Below are 16,765 nucleotides of genomic sequence, written 5' to 3'. Positions count from 1 at the left end.
GTTCATTCTATTTGTTTGTATTCAAACCGCACAGAACCATTATCCAAAGCAGCGACAGAACCATTCCCGGGGCACGGCGTTCGCACCCCGGCGCATTTCAGCGTGTCGCCAAGCGCTGCAGAATGTTGGAAAACTCTTCCATGTAGGCATCGAAACGCGTGGCCAGACGGTCGACGTCGGTCGCGAATCGGTTGTAGGCCACCACGGCGGGAATGGCGGCGAACAGGCCGATGGCGGTCGCGACCAACGCTTCGGCAATGCCCGGTGCGACGGTGGCCAGTGTGGCCTGCCCGGCATTACCCAAGCCGATGAAGGCATGCATGATGCCCCAGACGGTGCCGAACAGGCCGACATAAGGGCTGACCGAGCCGACGGTGGCCAGAAAAGCGTTATGACGATCCAGCGTATCCAGCTCGCGTTGTGCGGCGGCACGCATGGCGCGGCGAGCGCCGTCCATGATGTCGGACAACTCTGTGCCGTTACGGCCGCGCAATTTCAGAAACTCGGCGAAGCCGGATTGGAAGATGCGCTCCATGCCGCTGCGCTGTTGCCGGCGCGAAGCATCTTCGTACAGACGGTTCAGGTCGGTACCGCTCCAGAACTGACGCTCGAATTCATCGCTGTCGCGACGCGCGCTTTTCAGTACAAAAGTTTTATTGAAGATCAGCGCCCAAGACAGGATGGAGGTCAGCACCAGGCCGGCCATCACCAGCTGTACGACCAGGCTGGCGTTGAGAATCAGGGAAACAAACGAAATCGGTTGCACGGGGGTTCCTTGAACGAAGGGTGGGCCGACATGGCGGCCCGGCATCATTCCATGAAAAATCTATAATGACTCGCTCAATGCCACCCGAGTTCCATAATCGCCGCTCATCGGCGGCCGACATGACATTGGCCAATCATCGTCTATGGCAATGTCGATATTGTAACTCGAAGTATCGGAAAAACCGCATCGACACTCATTGCGCCAGGTACTGCTTGGTGATGCGCGCGATGGTGCCGTCTCGCTGCATGCCCTGCATCACGTCGTTGAGCTGGTAAATGATCCGGTTGTCGATACGCGGATTACAGGCCAAGTACATGAAGGCCGTATTGAACACCAGCACCGGTTTGAGCGGCGGCAGCTTTTCTTTTCGGAGCAGATAATCGCCCAGGTATTTGCCGGTGGCCCAGAAGTCGATCCGGCCGGCCAGCAACTTGTGCGGATTGAGCTCGTCCGCGGGCGTCAGCTCGACATTGAAACCGCGCGCAATCAGATACTGCGCCACGGCATCGCCATTGTAGCCGCCGATTCGATAGCGACGCACCGACTCCAGATCCAGACCGACCTTGGGGCCGGGACGATTGGACGGGCGGGCATACAGTACCCAGGGATTTTCCAATAACGGACCGACCCACTTGAACTGATGTTCGCGATTGTCGGTCCGGGTGGTCGAGTAGACGCAGGTGTTATTTTCCAGCACGGCGGTATTGAATGCGCGGATCCAGGGCATGAGCTCGATGGTGTGCTCCATCTGGGCGCGTCGGAACAGCTCGTGCACGATATCGGTGGACATGCCGCCGACTTGGCCATTATCCAGCATCATGTTGAACGGCGGGTACGACTCGGTCAGCAGGCGTAGTCCGGCTGCTTCGACCGTTCCGGCGAACAAGGCCAGCAACAGGACGAGCAGGCGATTGCGCAGCACGGCGATCTTCATACCGCATCTCCTAAGGGACCCTCTGAACAAGTTATTTTCCCCGGCAAATAACTTGTTCAGAGGGTTCCATCATTCATTGAGATAACGTTTGTGCAGCTGATCGTAGAACCCGTCGTGCTGCATGATCGACAGCGTGTCGTTCAAGCGCCGGATGGTGGCGTCCGGAACCTTGGTATTGCAGGCCAAGTACATGAACACATTGTTGAAGGTCAGCAGCAGCTTGACCTGTTCGGCTTTCTGCTGCTTGATCAGATAGGCGCCGCGCAGCTTGCTGGTTGCCCAGAAATCGATGCGCCCCGCCTCCAGCTTACGCAGATTGAGGTCGTCGGTCGGCGTCAACTGAACGTTAAAGCCCAGGCCGATCAGATATTGCGACTCGGCATCGCCGATATAACCGCCGATGGTAAACGGGCGCGCGTCGTCCAGCGCAAGAATGCTTTTAGGGTCGGCCTGCACACCGTATAACGCCCAGGTGTTCTCCACCAAGGGGCCCACCCACTTGAATTGGCGTTCGCGATTGTCAGTGCGGGTGGTCGAGTAGACGCAGGTGTTATTTTCCAGCACTGCGGTATTGAATGCGCGAATCCAGGGCTGCAATTCGATTTGATAGGGCAGCTTGGTGCGCCGGAACAGTTCTCGCACCATCTCGGTGGCCATCCCGCCCACTTGCCCGTTCGGCATGGTCATGTTGAACGGCGGATATTGTTCGGTCAGCAGGTGCATGGTGGGTTGCCCCCATGCCGCCGATACCGCCATCAATCCGGCGCAAAGCACCGTTCTGCACAAAAAAGCACCCATGGGGGCCCGCCTTCTCCAGGGATCTTGTATTCAATATAGCAACAGGATCGTGCGTTGCCTTCGGCGAACACCCTACGGCAACGCACTGTCCCTCAATGCCGACGATGCAAGGCGCGCGCGCCGATGTCGCGCCGCAACTGCATGCCGGCGAAGTGGATCTGGTCGGCCAAGGCGTAGGCACGCGATTGCGCCATGCGCACGCTGTCGCCCAGACCGACGGCGCACAACACCCGTCCGCCGTTGGTTCTCACCTGCCCCGCCTCGTCCTGCGTGCTGCCGGCATGGAACACCACACCGTCCTCGGCTTCGGGAGGGATACCGCTGATCGGATCGCCCTTCTTCGGCGCGTCGGGATAGCCCTCGGCCGCCAACACCACCCCCAGTGCCACGCGCCGGTCCCACTCGGCCTCCACCTTGTCCAGCGTACCGCGCACGCCATGCTCCAGCAGCACAGTCAAATCGCTCTTGAGACGGGCCATGATCGGCTGGGTTTCCGGGTCGCCCAAGCGGCAATTGAATTCAATCGTGAACGGATTGCCCTTGGCGTCGATCATCAAACCAGCATAGAGAAAGCCGGTATAGGGATGACCGTCGGCTTTCATGCCGCGCACGGTCGGCATGATGATTTCGCGCATGACGCGCGCGTGCACTTCCGGCGTGACCACCGGCGCCGGGCTGTAAGCGCCCATGCCCCCGGTGTTGGGGCCTTGATCGTTGTCGAGCAAGCGTTTGTGGTCTTGGCTGGTGGCCAACGGCAGTACGTGCTCGCCATCGACCATGACGATAAAGCTGGCCTCTTCGCCCTGCAGAAAATCTTCGATCACCACCCGAGCACCGGCGTCGCCCATGCGGTTGTCGAGCAGCATCATGTCGATGGCCCGATGAGCCTCCTCCAGCGACATGGCGACCACCACGCCTTTGCCGGCCGCCAGGCCGTCGGCCTTGATGACGATGGGCGCGCCGCGCGAATCGATATAGCCGTGCGCCGCGGCGGCGTCGGAGAACGTTTGATAGCCGGCCGTGGGAATGCCGTGCCGCTGCATGAAGGCCTTGGCGAAATCCTTGGAGCTTTCCAACTGAGCGGCGTAGCGCGTCGGTCCGAAGATCTTGAGGCCGGCGTCGCGGAAGGCATCGACCACGCCAGCGGCCAACGGCGCCTCGGGACCGACCACCGTCAGTTCGATCTTTTCGCGCTTGGCGAAGTCGATCAGCTCGGCCGTAGCGGTAATCGGCACATTGGTAAGGTTGGGGTCGAGTGCGGTGCCGGCGTTGCCCGGCGCGACAAAGACCTTCGAAATGCGACGGGACTTGGCGATACACCAAGCCAGGGCATGTTCACGACCGCCGTTGCCGATAACCATCACTTTCATGCTGTTTCCTTGCTTCGAATGAAGTGTGTTCCCGTAAACCGACAGACCACTTCCGTCAGCCCGGTTGTCATATGATAGCGCGCCACCCGACCCGATGGGCAGGGCGACGCCTGTGCTTTTCGTCGGTCTTAATGCCGGAAGTGACGACATCCGGTGAACACCATGGCAATGCCCTGCTCGTCGGCGGCGGCGATGACTTCTTCGTCGCGCATCGAACCGCCCGGCTGAATGATGGCCTTGATGCCCTGAGCGGCGATGACGTCCACCCCGTCGCGGAACGGGAAGAAGGCATCGGAGGCTGCGGCGGCGCCTAACAACGACAAACCGGCGTCATGTGCCTTGCGTGCCGCGATGCGGGTGGAATCGACCCGGCTCATCTGGCCGGCACCGATGCCGGCGGTCTGTTGCTGTCGGGCAAAGACGATGGCATTGGATTTGACGAACTTCGCCACGCGCCAGGCGAACAGCAAATCGGCCATTTCCTGTGCTTCGGGCGCGCGCTGCGTGACGACGCGCAGCTCGTCGAGCTGGATGTTGCGGGTGTCCGGCGTCTGCACCAACAGTCCGCCGCCGACGCGCTTGAGTTCGAAGCGGTTGGCACCGGCGTCGAGCGGCACTTCCAGCACGCGCACGTTCTTCTTGGCGGCGATCAGCGCCTTTGCCTCTTCGGTGAACGACGGTGCGATCAGCACTTCGAGGAACTGGCCGGTCACGGCTTCGATGGTCTCGGCATCCACCGGGCAGTTGAAGGCGATGATGCCGCCAAAGGCCGAGGTGGTGTCGGTGGCAAAAGCCAGCCGATAAGCATCGAGTGCACGGCCGGCGACGGCGACGCCGCAAGGGTTGGCGTGCTTGACGATGACGCAGGCAGGCTGATCGAAGGTCTTGACCGCCTCCCAGGCGGCATCGGCGTCGCCGATGTTGTTGTACGACAGCTCCTTGCCTTGCAACTGCCGATAATGGGCGATCGAACCCGCCGCCGGATCGAGGTCGCGATAGAAGGCCGCCGATTGATGCGGGTTTTCGCCATAGCGCATGTCCTGCACCTTGACGAACTGCATATTCAAGCGGTTGGGGAACAGCGAGCGCTCCAACACGCCGCTGGGCTCGGCGTCCACCAGGGCGGTCAGATAGTTGGAGATGGCGCCATCGTAGGCCGCCGTGTGAGTGAAGGCTTTCTTGGCCAACGCGAAACGGGTATGGCGCGACAATTGGCCCTGTTCTGCCTGCATTTCGTCGATCAGCGCCGAATAATCGGCCACGTCGGTGACCACGGCGACATGGGCCCAGTTCTTGGCGGCGGAACGCACCATGGTCGGCCCGCCGATGTCGATATTCTCGATGGCGTCCTCGAGACTGCACTCGCCATTGGCGATGGTGGCCTCGAACGGATACAGGTTCACGCACACCAGGTCGATATTCTCGATGCCGTGCTCGCTCATCTTGGCGACATGCTCCGGCAGGTCGCGACGGCCGAGAATGCCGCCGTGCACCTTGGGATGCAGCGTCTTGACCCGGCCGTCGAGCATTTCGGGGAAGCCGGTGTAGTCGGAGACTTCGGTCACCTCGATGCCGGCCTCGGCCAGCAGTTTGGCGGTGCCGCCGGTCGAGAGGATTTTGACCCCCATTGCGCCGAGTGCGCGGGCAAACTCGAGCACGCCGCTCTTATCGGAAACACTGATCAATGCACGTTCGATTTTGGTCATGATGTTTTGCGCCAGATTTAAGAATGACAGGACAAACAAAAGGCCGCCCTCTGGGCGGCCTTTTTATCTTCAAATCAAATCATAGGATTTCATCTTCTTGCGCAGCGTGTTGCGGTTTAATCCCAGCAACTCCGCTGCCTTTGTCTGATTCCCCTGCGTATGTATCAGTACGACTTCCAACAAGGGTTTTTCCACACAGGCCAGCACCATGTCGTAGATGGCGGAGGGTGTCTCGCCATCCAGGTCCTGGAAGTAGCGTTCCATCGCCTGTCTGACCGATTGCGAGATATGGTCGTTGTCCTGCATGGCTTGCGTCTTCATCGCATTTTTTGCTCTTGTGAGGTCAAGCCTGCGCGGGCAGGCTTTGCATTTCGTACACCAGCCGGTCCGAGTCGGCCGCCAGTCCGGCGAAAAACGCCGCGACAAGGGCATGCTGCTCTGCCGTGCTTTCCAGTTGATACATCGCCTCGCGAAATGCGTTGGCGCCCTTCAGGCCGCGCGTGGTCCAGGCGATGTGCTTACGCGCGATGCGACACCCCGAGTACTCGCCGTAGAACGCATACAGATCGTCCAGATGCGTCAGCAGGATATCGCGAATTTCCTCGACCCTGGGCGCTGGCAGCAACTCGCCATGCTCCAGGTAATGCAGGATTTCGCGGAATATCCACGGGCGCCCCTGCGCGGCTCGGCCGATCATGATGGCGTCGGCGCCGGTTTGCGCCAGCACCAGGCCGGCTTTTTGCGGCGAATCGATGTCGCCATTGGCGATCACCGGAATCGACACCGCGGCCTTGACCTGTCGGATGGTCTCGTACTCGGCCTCGCCGTTGTACATGTCCTCCCGAGTGCGGCCGTGCAACGCCAGGGCGGCAATGCCGCAGTCCTCTGCCAAGCGCGCGATCCTGAGCGCGTTACGCGTTTCGCGGCACCAGCCGGTCCGGGTCTTCAGCGTCACCGGCACGTCGACGGCCCGCACCACGCTATCCAGGATGCGTCCGATCAACGCCTCGTCGCGCAGCAGCGCCGAACCCGCCGCCACATTACACACCTTCTTCGCCGGGCAACCCATGTTGATGTCGATGATCTGCGCTCCGCGCTCGACATTCAAGCGGGCCGCCTCGGCCATCTGCACAGGATCGGCGCCGGCGATCTGCACCGAGATCGGCGCCGTCTCGCCGACATGGTCGGCGCGTCGCAGCGTTTTTTCCCGCGTCCACAGCGCCTTGTTGGCGGTGATCATCTCCGACACCGCCAGGGCCGCGCCCATCTTCTTGCACAACATGCGGAAAGGACGATCGGTCACGCCAGCCATGGGCGCGACAATCAGGCGGTTCTTGAGCCGGTAGGATCCTATACGCATGTTTTACAAAGGTATTACGAGCGGAGGGCGGCCATTGTAATGCTTTTTCACATTCCGGTAAAAAACATTTTGCTTATTTTTTGGGCAACCGCGATAGCGGAAAGAAATCGCACGTGGAAAAACTTAGGGGGATGGGGGGTGGGAAGTCAGCCGATAAGCCGGGTTCTGTCGTTGGACAGTCATTCATCTAGGCCTGCCGTTGCCAACAGGCTCAAGCAACCTACCCGGGCGCAACGCGAGCCACGTTGGCGCGCCCCTATTTGGTCTTGCTCCGGATGGGGTTTAGCCTGCCGTCCGTGTTGCCACGTCCGCGGTGCGCTCTTACCGCACCTTTTCACCCTTGCCTGATCCACGCTTGCGCGTGGCCATCGGCGGTTCAGCTCTCTGTTCCACTTTCCATCGCCTCACGGCGTCCGGCCGTTAGCCGGCATCCTGCTCTATGGAGCCCGGACTTTCCTCCCCGTCTGGTGCGAACACCGGACGCGACGACTGTCTGTCTGACTTCCCGGGGCGGATTCTACCCGAAAACCGCGGGCCGGGGGGGTGGATTCGGGTAAGGCCCCGCGAAAAGGGCTCATAAAGACGGCGGCGAATTTCGCGATTTGCTACGCCTACGGCTATACTGTGCGCTCGCCTCGGAGGGAGGGCATGGAGCACACTCAGTCCAGATTATCGCATTTGCAGCTCATCGGCTCCTTGCTGATCGTGTTCCTGCTGGCGGTCAGCATGTCCGCCTATTTCCTATTTTCCCACTGGCACGATTTTTCCAACCGCCAAGCCGCGATTTCCGCACAATCCTCCGAACGCGCCCGCGAGCACCTGAAAGCCACTAGCGAGCAGACCGTCTTGATGCTGGGCGCGTTGCGCGAACAAGCCAGCCAGACGCTGAAGAGCCGCATCCGCGAACAAGCCAACCAAGCCTGGCTCATCGCTCAATCCACCTGGCAGCGCGAGCACGGCAAGAAAACCGACGCCGAGATCGGGCGCCAGATTCTCGATACTTTGCGTCCGTTGCGTTTCCACGATGGCGACGACTATTTCTTTGTGCTCGGCCAGGACGGCCGGGTTCTGCTCCATCCGGATCGCAGGGTGCAGAATGCGCCCGCGCCGTTATCGCTGACGGACGATACCGGACATTACGTGTTGCGCGACTTGATCGCCACGACACAGAGCCCGGATGGCGCGGGTTTCCGCTATTACCGCTGGCCGGAACCGGGTCAGACGCTCATGCGCGACAAAATTGCCTATGTGCGGCGTTTTGCGCCACTCAACTGGATCATCGGCACCGGGGAGTTCGTCGCGAGCGCCGACACCAAGCTGCAACAGCAGGGACTGGATCTACTCCAGCAGTTACAGTCGGCCCGGCGCGATAGCTTCATCGTGTTCGATAGCAACGGCATCCTGCGCATGTTCCCGCCCGATCCCGCCCAGGTCGGCCGGCACTTCCTGGCGCTGCCGCCATCGGACCGAGCGCTGCTGGTGTCGTTGATGGGCTTGAGTCCGAGCGGCGGTTTCCTTTCTTGCGTCTTCAAGGGCGAGCACGCGCTGGCTTATGCGCGCAAGCTGCCGGGTTGGGGCTGGACGCTGGTGTCGGTGTTGCCGACGCAGATGCTGATCGACCGCGACCAGGCGGCAGACCAAGATTTGCGCGAGGCACTGCATCGGCGCGTCAACGCCACCTTGCTGATGACGCTGCTGGCGATGGGGCTGGCAGGACTGTTTTCCTGGATGTTCGCCCGTTGGATGAACGCGTTGTTCGCACGCTATCGGCGCGACTTGTGGGCCAGCCACCACGAATTGAAAGAGCGTTCGCGCGAGTTGCTGCTATCGCGGTTCATGATGGATAACGCGTCCCAGATCGTCTGCCTGATGGATCAACATGCCCGTCTTGCCTATCAAAACGAGATGGCGCGCCTAATACTCGGCAGCGACCCGCACATTCGCGATCAGCGGCTAGCGGCGTTGTTCCGCCCACCGGAAGGCCCGTTGCCGCGAACCTACGCGGTGGCGCTGCCGGAAGACAAATCGGCGCGTATCTTCGAAGTCACGCTCAACGAGATCCTCTACGAAGGCGAACGCTACCGTTCCGTCACCGCCCACGACATCACCGAGCGCATGCAGGCCGAAGACGCCCTGCGCCTGGCCGCCCGGGTGTTCGAAACCAGCGCCGAGGCGATCCTGATCGCCAATAGCCAGAATCGCATTCTCAAGGTCAACAACACCTTTCTGGAGAGCACCGGCTACAGCGAGGCGGAGGTCATCGGCCAGACACCGTCGATCCTGGCCTCGGGCCGCCATTCGCGGCAGTTCTACGACGAAATGTGGCAAATCCTACGCGAGCACGGCAAGTGGTCCGGCGAAATCTGGAATCGGCGCAAAAACGGCGAAGTCTTCCCAGAGTGGCTGACCATCAGCGTGCTGACCGACGAGCGCGGCAAGATCAGCCACTATGTGGCGCTGTTCACCGACATGTCGGAAAGCAAACGCCAGGAAGCGCAAATGCGCTACATGGCGGAGTACGACCCGCTGACCGACCTGCCCAACCGCGCGCGCATCAACGACCGTATGCAGGCGGCCATCGGCATCGCCGAGACCACCGGCGGCGAGCTGGCGGTGCTGTTCATCGACCTGGATCATTTCAAGCACGTCAACGACTCGCTGGGCCATGAAATCGGCGATGCGCTACTCAAGGAGACGGCTCGACGACTCTCGCAGACGCTGCGCGACATCGACGACCTCGGCCGCAGCGGCGGCGACGAATTCGTGCTGATTCTGCCCGATCTGCGCCGCCACGAAGAGGCGGCACAAGTGGCGGAACGCATTCTCGCCACGCTGAGAGAACCTTTCGAGTTAGCCGGCAATACGGTACACATCTCGGCCAGTATCGGCATCAGCCTGTATCCCAAGGACGGCCGCGACATCCAGGGACTGATGATGAGTGCGGATCTGGCGCTCTACCACGCCAAGGCCAGCGGCCGCGATCTGTTCCGTTTCTATTCGAGCCAGATGAACAACCAGTTCAACGAGCGGCTGATGCTGGAGTCGCGCTTACGCGAGGCGCTGGCGCAGAACCAGCTCGACCTGGTGTATCAGCCGCTGTTCGCGATGGACGGCCACACGCTGATCGGCTGCGAGGCGCTGCTGCGTTGGCATCACCCTGAAATCGGCTTTATCGCGCCGGAGCGTTTCATCCCGGTGGCGGAAGAAACCGGCCTGATCGAGCCGCTCGGCGCGATGGTGCTCGACCGCGTCTGTGCCCGCATCGCACAGTGGCAGCAGCAAGGCGCCGCGGTACTGCCCGTCACGGTCAATATCTCCGCCGGCGAACTGTCGCGACCGAACCTGGTGGAAACGCTGCGTGCCACGCTGGCGAAATACCGGCTGTCGGGCGACCGGCTACTGCTCGATATGAACGAAGACGCGCTGATGAGCAACCCAGCCCGCGCCATGAGCGTACTCGACCGGATTCGCGCACTGGGCGTGGGGCTGGCGATCGACAATTTCGGTGTCGGCTATTCCAGCCCGGCGCATTTGAAACGCTTCGCGCCGGCGATGATCAAGATCGACCGCACTTTCGTCGCCGGCCTGCCGGACGATCTGGAGCAGGTGTCCATCGTATCGGCCATCGTCCATTTGGCGCGCGCGCTGGAGATTCCCACCCTGGCCCAGGGCGTCGAAACCGAAGCACAGCGACTCTTCTTGCTACGCATGGGCTGTGACGGCTTCCAGGGTTTCCTCGCCGGCGCGCCGCAATCGGCCGACAGCATGGGCCGGCTGTGGCTCACATCAGGCTCGTAGGGGGAATTTTCAGCATTTTCTGACGGCCGCGCTTGGTTGTCAGTGTATGTCCAGCTGGGTAAGGTAGCGGTGCGGCGTTTGCCGCAAGAGGCGCGGGCCCGGGGTGGTGACACACCGCCGGACCCGCTAACCAGACCAAACTTAGCGGAGTTCAGTATGGCTACTCAAGATGGTAATGCAACCCTCGTTTCTTTTCCAAACCCGGATTCCCGCCAACAGCAGTTACTTTCCCTGATTTCCGTGTTGTGCCTGCCGCGCGGCAGTCGTCCAAATTCCGACGAATGCCGCCTGATCGTCGATAGCCGCCTGCCGTGGGCTTTCGAGCCGATCGATGCCAGCACTTCCTGGATGTATCTGCCCAAGGCCGCACATGTGCGGACACTGGCAGGTTGCTTGGTTCTAACGGCCGACTAAGGCCTTCAGCCGGAGGCGGGGGGCAAAGCCCCCCGGCTGGAGCGGTCAATCGAAGCGTAAGGTATAGCGCGACTCTGCCGAGGCATTGTTGCCGACGCGTAGCAGCAACGACCATTTCCCGCTGAGCTGATACATCAGCTTGACCGCCTGCTGCGAGCTCGTCAGCCCGTATTCGTAGCCGAGGTAGAAGGTGCGGGTCAGTTGCTTGCCGACAGTCAGCACCTGCTCGGCCGGGCTCACGGTGCCGTTGAGTAGCGTCTTGCTTTCCTTGCGCGTCAGTCCCAGATCGTCGAACAGCCCCACCTTGTCGTTCAAGCTGCCGGCAGCGAATTGGCTGGCCGCCAGCGCCAGGAAGTTGCTGTCCTGGGCGCTGTCGTCGGCCGCATGTCCCAACAGCAACCAGGACAGTTTGTCGCGTTCGCTCAGGCCCAGGTCCTCGTCGGCGATCAGGCGCAGTCGCGGCTGGGACACCGAGCCGAGCACTTCGACACCGGCGCCGACCGGGGACAGGTGGCGGCGGGCGCGCACGTTCAGATTGGGGTTATCCAATGGGCCAACGAAGGTGATGGTGCCGGTATCGATTTCCAATTCCTGGCCATAGGCCTTGTAACTGCCCTTGACCACGTTGACCCGCCCGCGTGCCGAGGGCGCCATGCCCTGGTGCGCGCTAACCTGGACCTGACCGGACAGCTCGACGTTGAGCCCCGGTCCGGTGAAGGCGAAGCGGTCGCCGAGATCCAGCATCAGGTCGACGGACACAGGCAACTGCGCCAATGCCGACTGCGGCACCGGCCGTCCCAGCACCACGACATCGTCCGACAAGCTCGGCGTACCCGACTTGGGCAGCGCCAGCCGCCCTTGGTCGGCGCGCACGCGCCCGGTCAGGGCGATCAGCTTGTCGCTGACGTTGAGCGCCGCCTGCCCGCTGACCACCAAGAGCCGATCCGGACGGTCGAACACGCTGAATTGACGGATATCCACCCGGACCGCCGCTTCCGGCCGCAAGGCATCGCCAGCACCGCCGGCAAGGCGCAGTTGGCCGCTGGCCGATGCTTCGCCCTTGCCGGAGACGAAATGCAATTGATCGAGCCACAGCGTCTTGCCGTCCAGTCTGGCCGCCAGCGTACCGCCGGCCAAGCGCAAGCCGGTTCGGCGGTCGCGCAACAGCAGGTCGTGCCCCTGAATGCGCCCGCTCGCCTGCAGATTAGCCAGCGGACCGCTCAGCGTCAGATCGGCATTGAGCGCACCGCCCGTTTCCGCCAGATCGGACAGGGCGGCCAAAGCAGACAATTTCGGTAGATCGAGCTGTACCCTGGCGGATAGCGGGGCATTGGCGGACAGCCGCCACGGCGGCAATGCCAGCGTCCCTTGCGCCTGCAAATGACCGACGGCGGCGGCGAGCAGCGCTTCGAATGTGGTGCGCGCGCCATTCCAGCCCATCTGGAGGCGTGCCTGACTCAACGCGAGCGGCAGCCCCCGAGCGCCGCCGTCGAGCGCAAGATCGCCCCCCTGGCGCTCCACCGTCAGTTGCCCCGTGCCATCGGCGCTGAGCGCCCAACTGCCACCGACCACCAGAGAGTGTATGGCCGGCAGATCCAGCCAAGGCCGCAATGCGGCCAACGCTAACCCGTCAAGCCGACCGCGGCTGACCAGGCGCCCATCCGGGCGTCGTGTCAGCCCATCGAAAACCACGGTGGCGCCGGCCAACTGTAGGCGCCCGCTCCCGAGCGTGACGCCATTGGAACCGAACTGGACGGCCAGAGGCGCCAGCAATGTCATGTCCGGCGTACCGGTCACCCGCAGTGTCTGCACGCTGCCGCGCCAATCCAACAGACCGGCCGGCCAACCGCCTTCCGCTTGCAGTACGGCTTGAAAGGGGTGTCCCGATACGGCGAGATGGGCGTCGGCACTCAGCCGATGCCGGGTCCGATTGCCCTCGGTCGCCAAATGCAGGCTGTCGATGCGCCAATCGGCGCCGCTGATCCGTTGCGCATCGCCCGTCAAGTTGAATACGCCGGCACCGCCCGCCTGCAGATTGCCGTTAAGCGTCAACGACTGCGCTTGCAGCAGGCCGGGCAGGCGCAGTTGCCGTGCCTCCAACTTGAGTGCGACCTGTGGCACGGCAGGCGTGCCGGACAGGGCGATCTGGCCTTGTGCGCTGCCCGTCAGGCCGAAGCCGATGCGCGCCAATGCCGGCGCGTCGAGGTGTGCCAGCAAACGATCCCCCGCGCTGCCCCAGGCTCCTTGGGCCTTGATGCTATTGCCGGCGAGATTCAGATCGACCGCGACATGCCGTAGACGAGCCCCCGCCAACGAAACACGGGCCTGTCCGCCCACGGCGGCGCCGTTGAGGCGGCTGGGCGCCAGATCGAGCTGCAGTTCGGCCGCTAACGGCTGGCTTGCCTGCCCGCCGATATGCAAGTTGGCATTGAGGTCGCCCTGGGGCCACTGGGCGGCCAGCGCGCGCGGGTTGCCATGCCGCAAGGTGCCGTCGAGCACAAAACGGCGGTTGGCGGCCATCTCGCCCTGCAGCTGCAGTTCGCCGTCGGCAGCGCTGATGAGCCCTTTGTTCAAACTGAGCGACCACGGCTTACCGGCCGGCCGGCGCCAGATGCCATCGGCCTGCAACGCCAAGAGCCGCCCTTTTAGGCCGGCGCGCAACTGCAGGCGCTCGAGGCTGCCGCCGAGGCTGGCGGCGCCGTTGACGGCGTCTTGCGGTGCCGCCGCATACAATTGCCGCGGATCGATATTCTGCAGGCGTAGATTGAGCATCAACGCGGCCTTGCGCACATGGCCATCGATCAGCAAGTGGCCGCCGGCCAATTCGGCGTCGAGCCGGTCGATACGCAACGTGTCCTGGTCGAGCAGGAAGGTCGACTGCAAGCTGGACAGCGGCAGACGGCCGCCGCTGATCGGACCGGGAAGGTGGTTGGTCAGGTCGAGCCGGCCACGAACGATGCCGGCGGCATCGGGTTCGATGTGCGCCGCCAAATCGAGCGCGGCGCGAGGCCAATGGGTGCTCACGGCTTGCGGATCGACGCGCTGGGTTCGTAGGTCGAGTTGCCGAACGCGCGCAAAGGGCTCGGCGGCAAACGGCGAGAATCGGCCGGATAAGTCGACTTCAACGGGATTGGCGCGCACTTTGCCGTGCACGGAGAACTCGCGCAGATTACCGTCGAGCGCCAGATCGCTGCTGCCGGCATCCGCCGTGCCGTGCAGTTGGCCGGTCAGCGCAAACGGTGCTTGGTCGGCCAGCGTGAGCTGTCCGGCCAGGCTGGCCTGCGGCAGCCTCAGTTGCCGCAAAACCAAACGATGCCGACCCTGTGCATAACGGTAATCCCCCTGCAGGTCGTAGAGATGCATGTCGCTCTGTCCGATAGTCAAGCCGGCCAGCTGCAGCGAGGCGATATAGACATCGGTCGGCAGCGACAGGCTCGACGGCAGGGTCGGCCAAGGCGATGGCGGTGCGGACGGGTTGGGCGTGTAATTCACCAGCCCGATGTCCAGGCGGCGGATCGCGAGTTGCCGATGCCAAAGCCGCGATGGCTGCCAATCGACATCGAGACGGTCGATCGTCAACTGCAGATCGGCATTGCGCAGTTCGATGTCGCCCAGATGGAAGCCCCGCCACAGCGTGCCGCTGACTTGGGCGACTCGCAGTTGCCCGCCGGATAGCCAGTCGATACCTTGCCACAGGTAGACAAAACCACGGTCGGTGGCCGTCAGCCACGCCAGGGCGGCAAACAGCAGCACAGGCAACGCCGGCAGCAGCCAGAGCAACCGGCGGCGGCCGGTACGGCGAATCGGTGGTGGCGATGGCGAGGGACTCGGCGCTGTCATCAGAAGGCCAATCCAAGGCTCATGGTCCAGGCGAGGCTCTTTCCCCCCTGCGGTTTGGCCACGTCAAACGACAACGGGGCCACCGGACTGAACCAGCGCGCCCCGATACCGTAGCTACGCTTGAAACTGAAGCTTTTCCAGTCTTCCGATACGTTACCGGCATCGCTGAACAGCGCCAGCGCCCAGTCTTTGTAGACCGGGATCTGGTACTCGAGGGTGCCGGTTACCATCACAGCGCCGCCGATCACCGAATTGTTCTGACCCGGCAAGCCAAGGCTCTGGTAGTCGTAACCGCGCACGCTATTGCTGCCGCCGGCACGGAACAACTCCGTGCTCGGGACGTCGTTGACGTTGCTGGCCCAAACCCGGCCGCCCTCCAATCTGGCCATCAGCGATCCGAGCGCCGAGGAAAACGGCGTCCAATACTGGACGCCCCGCGCATACAGCCGCACGTAGTTGGTCGAGGACAGCCAGTTGCCGATCGTGCCGGATAGCGTGCCATCGAGCAGATAGCCCGCCCGGGGGCGCAGCGGGTTGTCGACTGCGCGCCGGGTCATGCCGATGGTCGGCAATAACGCGGTGTTGACTTGGGTGTCTTCGTTGATGGCGTGTTGCGCGTCGCGTAGGAAATTCAATCCGACCCGCCATTCATCGCCGGCATTTCTGTGGATACGCCAAACGCCCAGCTCTTCCGACTGGGTGATCAGGCTCTGGATATTGGTCTGTTTAACGGCGGCGTTGATGGTGTGCACATAGCCATCGGCGGTGCGCGGCATGGCGATACCGAGGTTGAGCGTCTGCTGCATACGATCCCAGCGCAACACCGACGAGCCCGTCAATCCGCTGCCGAACAGATTGTTGTGATCGAAGCCGATCCGTCCCCCGGGGCCGACGTCGGAGCTGTAGGTCAGACCAAGCTCCAATTTCTTCAGCGGGAATTCGCTAACTTCGATAAGCACCGGCGCCACGCCATCGGCGGAAACATGCTGCAAATCGGCGCTGACCACGGCGCCGGAGAACTGGCTGCTGTGTTCCAGCGCCGCTTGATAGTCTTGCAACACTTGTAGCTGATAGGGGTCTCCCACCCGAAAATCGGCCAGCTTCTTCACCAGCGTGGCGGGATAACGGTTCAGCCCGTGGATCTGCAATTCGCCGAAGCGGATGAGCGGGCCGCTGTCGATAATCACGGTCATACGCGCACGATGCGCAACCGGGTCGATCTCGGCCTGGCTGCTTTCGATCTGAGCCAGCGGGAAGCGATCCGCCGTCACCGACTGTAGCGCCAAGCGCTTGGCGGCATCCCAATCGGCTTCGCGGAACACCGCGCCAACCTGCAGCGGCCACTGGGTCAAAATGGCCTGACGCCGTGTTTCGACGTCGGGTTCCTTGGCCAATGCCCCCTTCAATTGCACATCCACAGTACCGATTTGCACCGGCTTACCCGGTTCGACCAGAACACGGAAAGTACGCGGCGAGCCCCCTTCGTCCCGTACTTGAACGCGGGCATCGAAGTAGCCTTCGGTTTCCAGTAACTTACGCGCACTTTCCGGTGTGGTACGCACCAGCACATCCAGGTCGCCGTCGGCGACTGGCGCCTCCTGGCGTTCGGTCGCCAACGGCAAGTTGTCGTTCAGCAACGTGACCAACGCCGACGGCGCGTCGATACGGACAACATACCCCGCCGCTTGACTGCACAATGGCAGGCACAGCAGCGCGAGTAGCACATGGCGCGCGAAGGGGGAGGGGCAAGTCATGGGCCACATGGTAGCCAAAGCAGGC

At 62.4% G+C, this 16,765-nt stretch carries 11 protein-coding genes and 1 other RNA gene; 2 read left to right on the top strand and 10 right to left on the bottom strand.

The features are described from left to right. Window positions 1-97: 97 nt before the first annotated feature. The 8 genes from tolQ to rnpB all read right to left on the bottom strand — a co-directional run bounded on the left by tolQ (window position 98) and on the right by rnpB (window position 7,439). Window positions 98-766 (bottom strand): protein TolQ, encoded by a 669-nt coding sequence (tolQ, locus tag DFP86_RS05585; protein ID WP_243729313.1) that lies wholly within the window; start codon window positions 764-766, stop codon window positions 98-100. A gap of 193 nt (window positions 767-959) precedes the next feature. Continuing rightward, window positions 960-1,700, bottom strand: coding sequence for a substrate-binding periplasmic protein (locus DFP86_RS05580; RefSeq protein WP_133679027.1), 741 nt, complete (start codon window positions 1,698-1,700; stop codon window positions 960-962). 69 nt (window positions 1,701-1,769) lie between these two features. Next, window positions 1,770-2,498 (bottom strand): substrate-binding periplasmic protein, encoded by a 729-nt coding sequence (locus DFP86_RS05575; protein ID WP_133679026.1) that lies wholly within the window; start codon window positions 2,496-2,498, stop codon window positions 1,770-1,772. Between the two features lie 92 nt (window positions 2,499-2,590). Then, a complete protein-coding gene (purD, locus tag DFP86_RS05570) occupies window positions 2,591-3,868 on the bottom strand; it encodes a phosphoribosylamine--glycine ligase (RefSeq protein WP_133679025.1) in 1,278 nt (425 codons plus the stop codon). Between the two features lie 128 nt (window positions 3,869-3,996). Beyond that, window positions 3,997-5,574, bottom strand: a complete 1,578-nt coding sequence (gene purH / locus DFP86_RS05565) for a bifunctional phosphoribosylaminoimidazolecarboxamide formyltransferase/IMP cyclohydrolase (RefSeq protein ID WP_133679024.1) — start codon at window positions 5,572-5,574, stop codon at window positions 3,997-3,999. A gap of 69 nt (window positions 5,575-5,643) precedes the next feature. Beyond that, the gene (fis, locus tag DFP86_RS05560) at window positions 5,644-5,895 is read right to left on the bottom strand and encodes a DNA-binding transcriptional regulator Fis (protein ID WP_279526890.1); all 252 of its coding nucleotides are present in this window, start codon (window positions 5,893-5,895) and stop codon (window positions 5,644-5,646) included. A gap of 22 nt (window positions 5,896-5,917) precedes the next feature. Further along, window positions 5,918-6,934, bottom strand: coding sequence for a tRNA dihydrouridine synthase DusB (gene dusB, locus DFP86_RS05555; protein WP_133679023.1), 1,017 nt, complete (start codon window positions 6,932-6,934; stop codon window positions 5,918-5,920). 138 nt (window positions 6,935-7,072) lie between these two features. After that, an RNA gene (gene rnpB / locus DFP86_RS05550) (RNase P RNA component class A) lies at window positions 7,073-7,439 on the bottom strand. A gap of 143 nt (window positions 7,440-7,582) precedes the next feature. Between rnpB and DFP86_RS05545 the strand changes: the two genes are divergently transcribed. Both DFP86_RS05545 and DFP86_RS05540 read left to right on the top strand, forming a co-directional pair. Continuing rightward, window positions 7,583-10,732, top strand: a complete 3,150-nt coding sequence (locus DFP86_RS05545; RefSeq protein WP_133679022.1) for a bifunctional diguanylate cyclase/phosphodiesterase — start codon at window positions 7,583-7,585, stop codon at window positions 10,730-10,732. Between the two features lie 156 nt (window positions 10,733-10,888). Further along, entirely contained in the window at window positions 10,889-11,146 is a 258-nt protein-coding gene (locus DFP86_RS05540; RefSeq protein ID WP_133679021.1) for a hypothetical protein, read from the top strand. A 45-nt stretch (window positions 11,147-11,191) separates the two neighbouring features. Here the strand turns inward: DFP86_RS05540 and DFP86_RS05535 are convergent, their stop codons facing one another. Next, on the bottom strand, window positions 11,192-14,986 hold the full coding sequence (locus DFP86_RS05535; protein ID WP_133679020.1) for a translocation/assembly module TamB domain-containing protein: 3,795 nt from the start codon (window positions 14,984-14,986) through the stop codon (window positions 11,192-11,194). Next, the gene (locus DFP86_RS05530; protein WP_133679019.1) at window positions 14,986-16,740 is read right to left on the bottom strand and encodes an autotransporter assembly complex protein TamA; all 1,755 of its coding nucleotides are present in this window, start codon (window positions 16,738-16,740) and stop codon (window positions 14,986-14,988) included. Before DFP86_RS05530 ends, DFP86_RS05535 begins: the two co-directional genes overlap by 1 nt. Between the last annotated feature and the right edge of the window lie 25 nt (window positions 16,741-16,765).

Origin of the sequence: Paludibacterium purpuratum (genome assembly GCF_004363805.1) — a bacterium.
GTDB classification, from domain to species: Bacteria; Pseudomonadota; Gammaproteobacteria; order Burkholderiales; family Chromobacteriaceae; genus Paludibacterium; species Paludibacterium purpuratum.
This window is presented reverse-complemented; position numbering and strand designations above follow the sequence as displayed.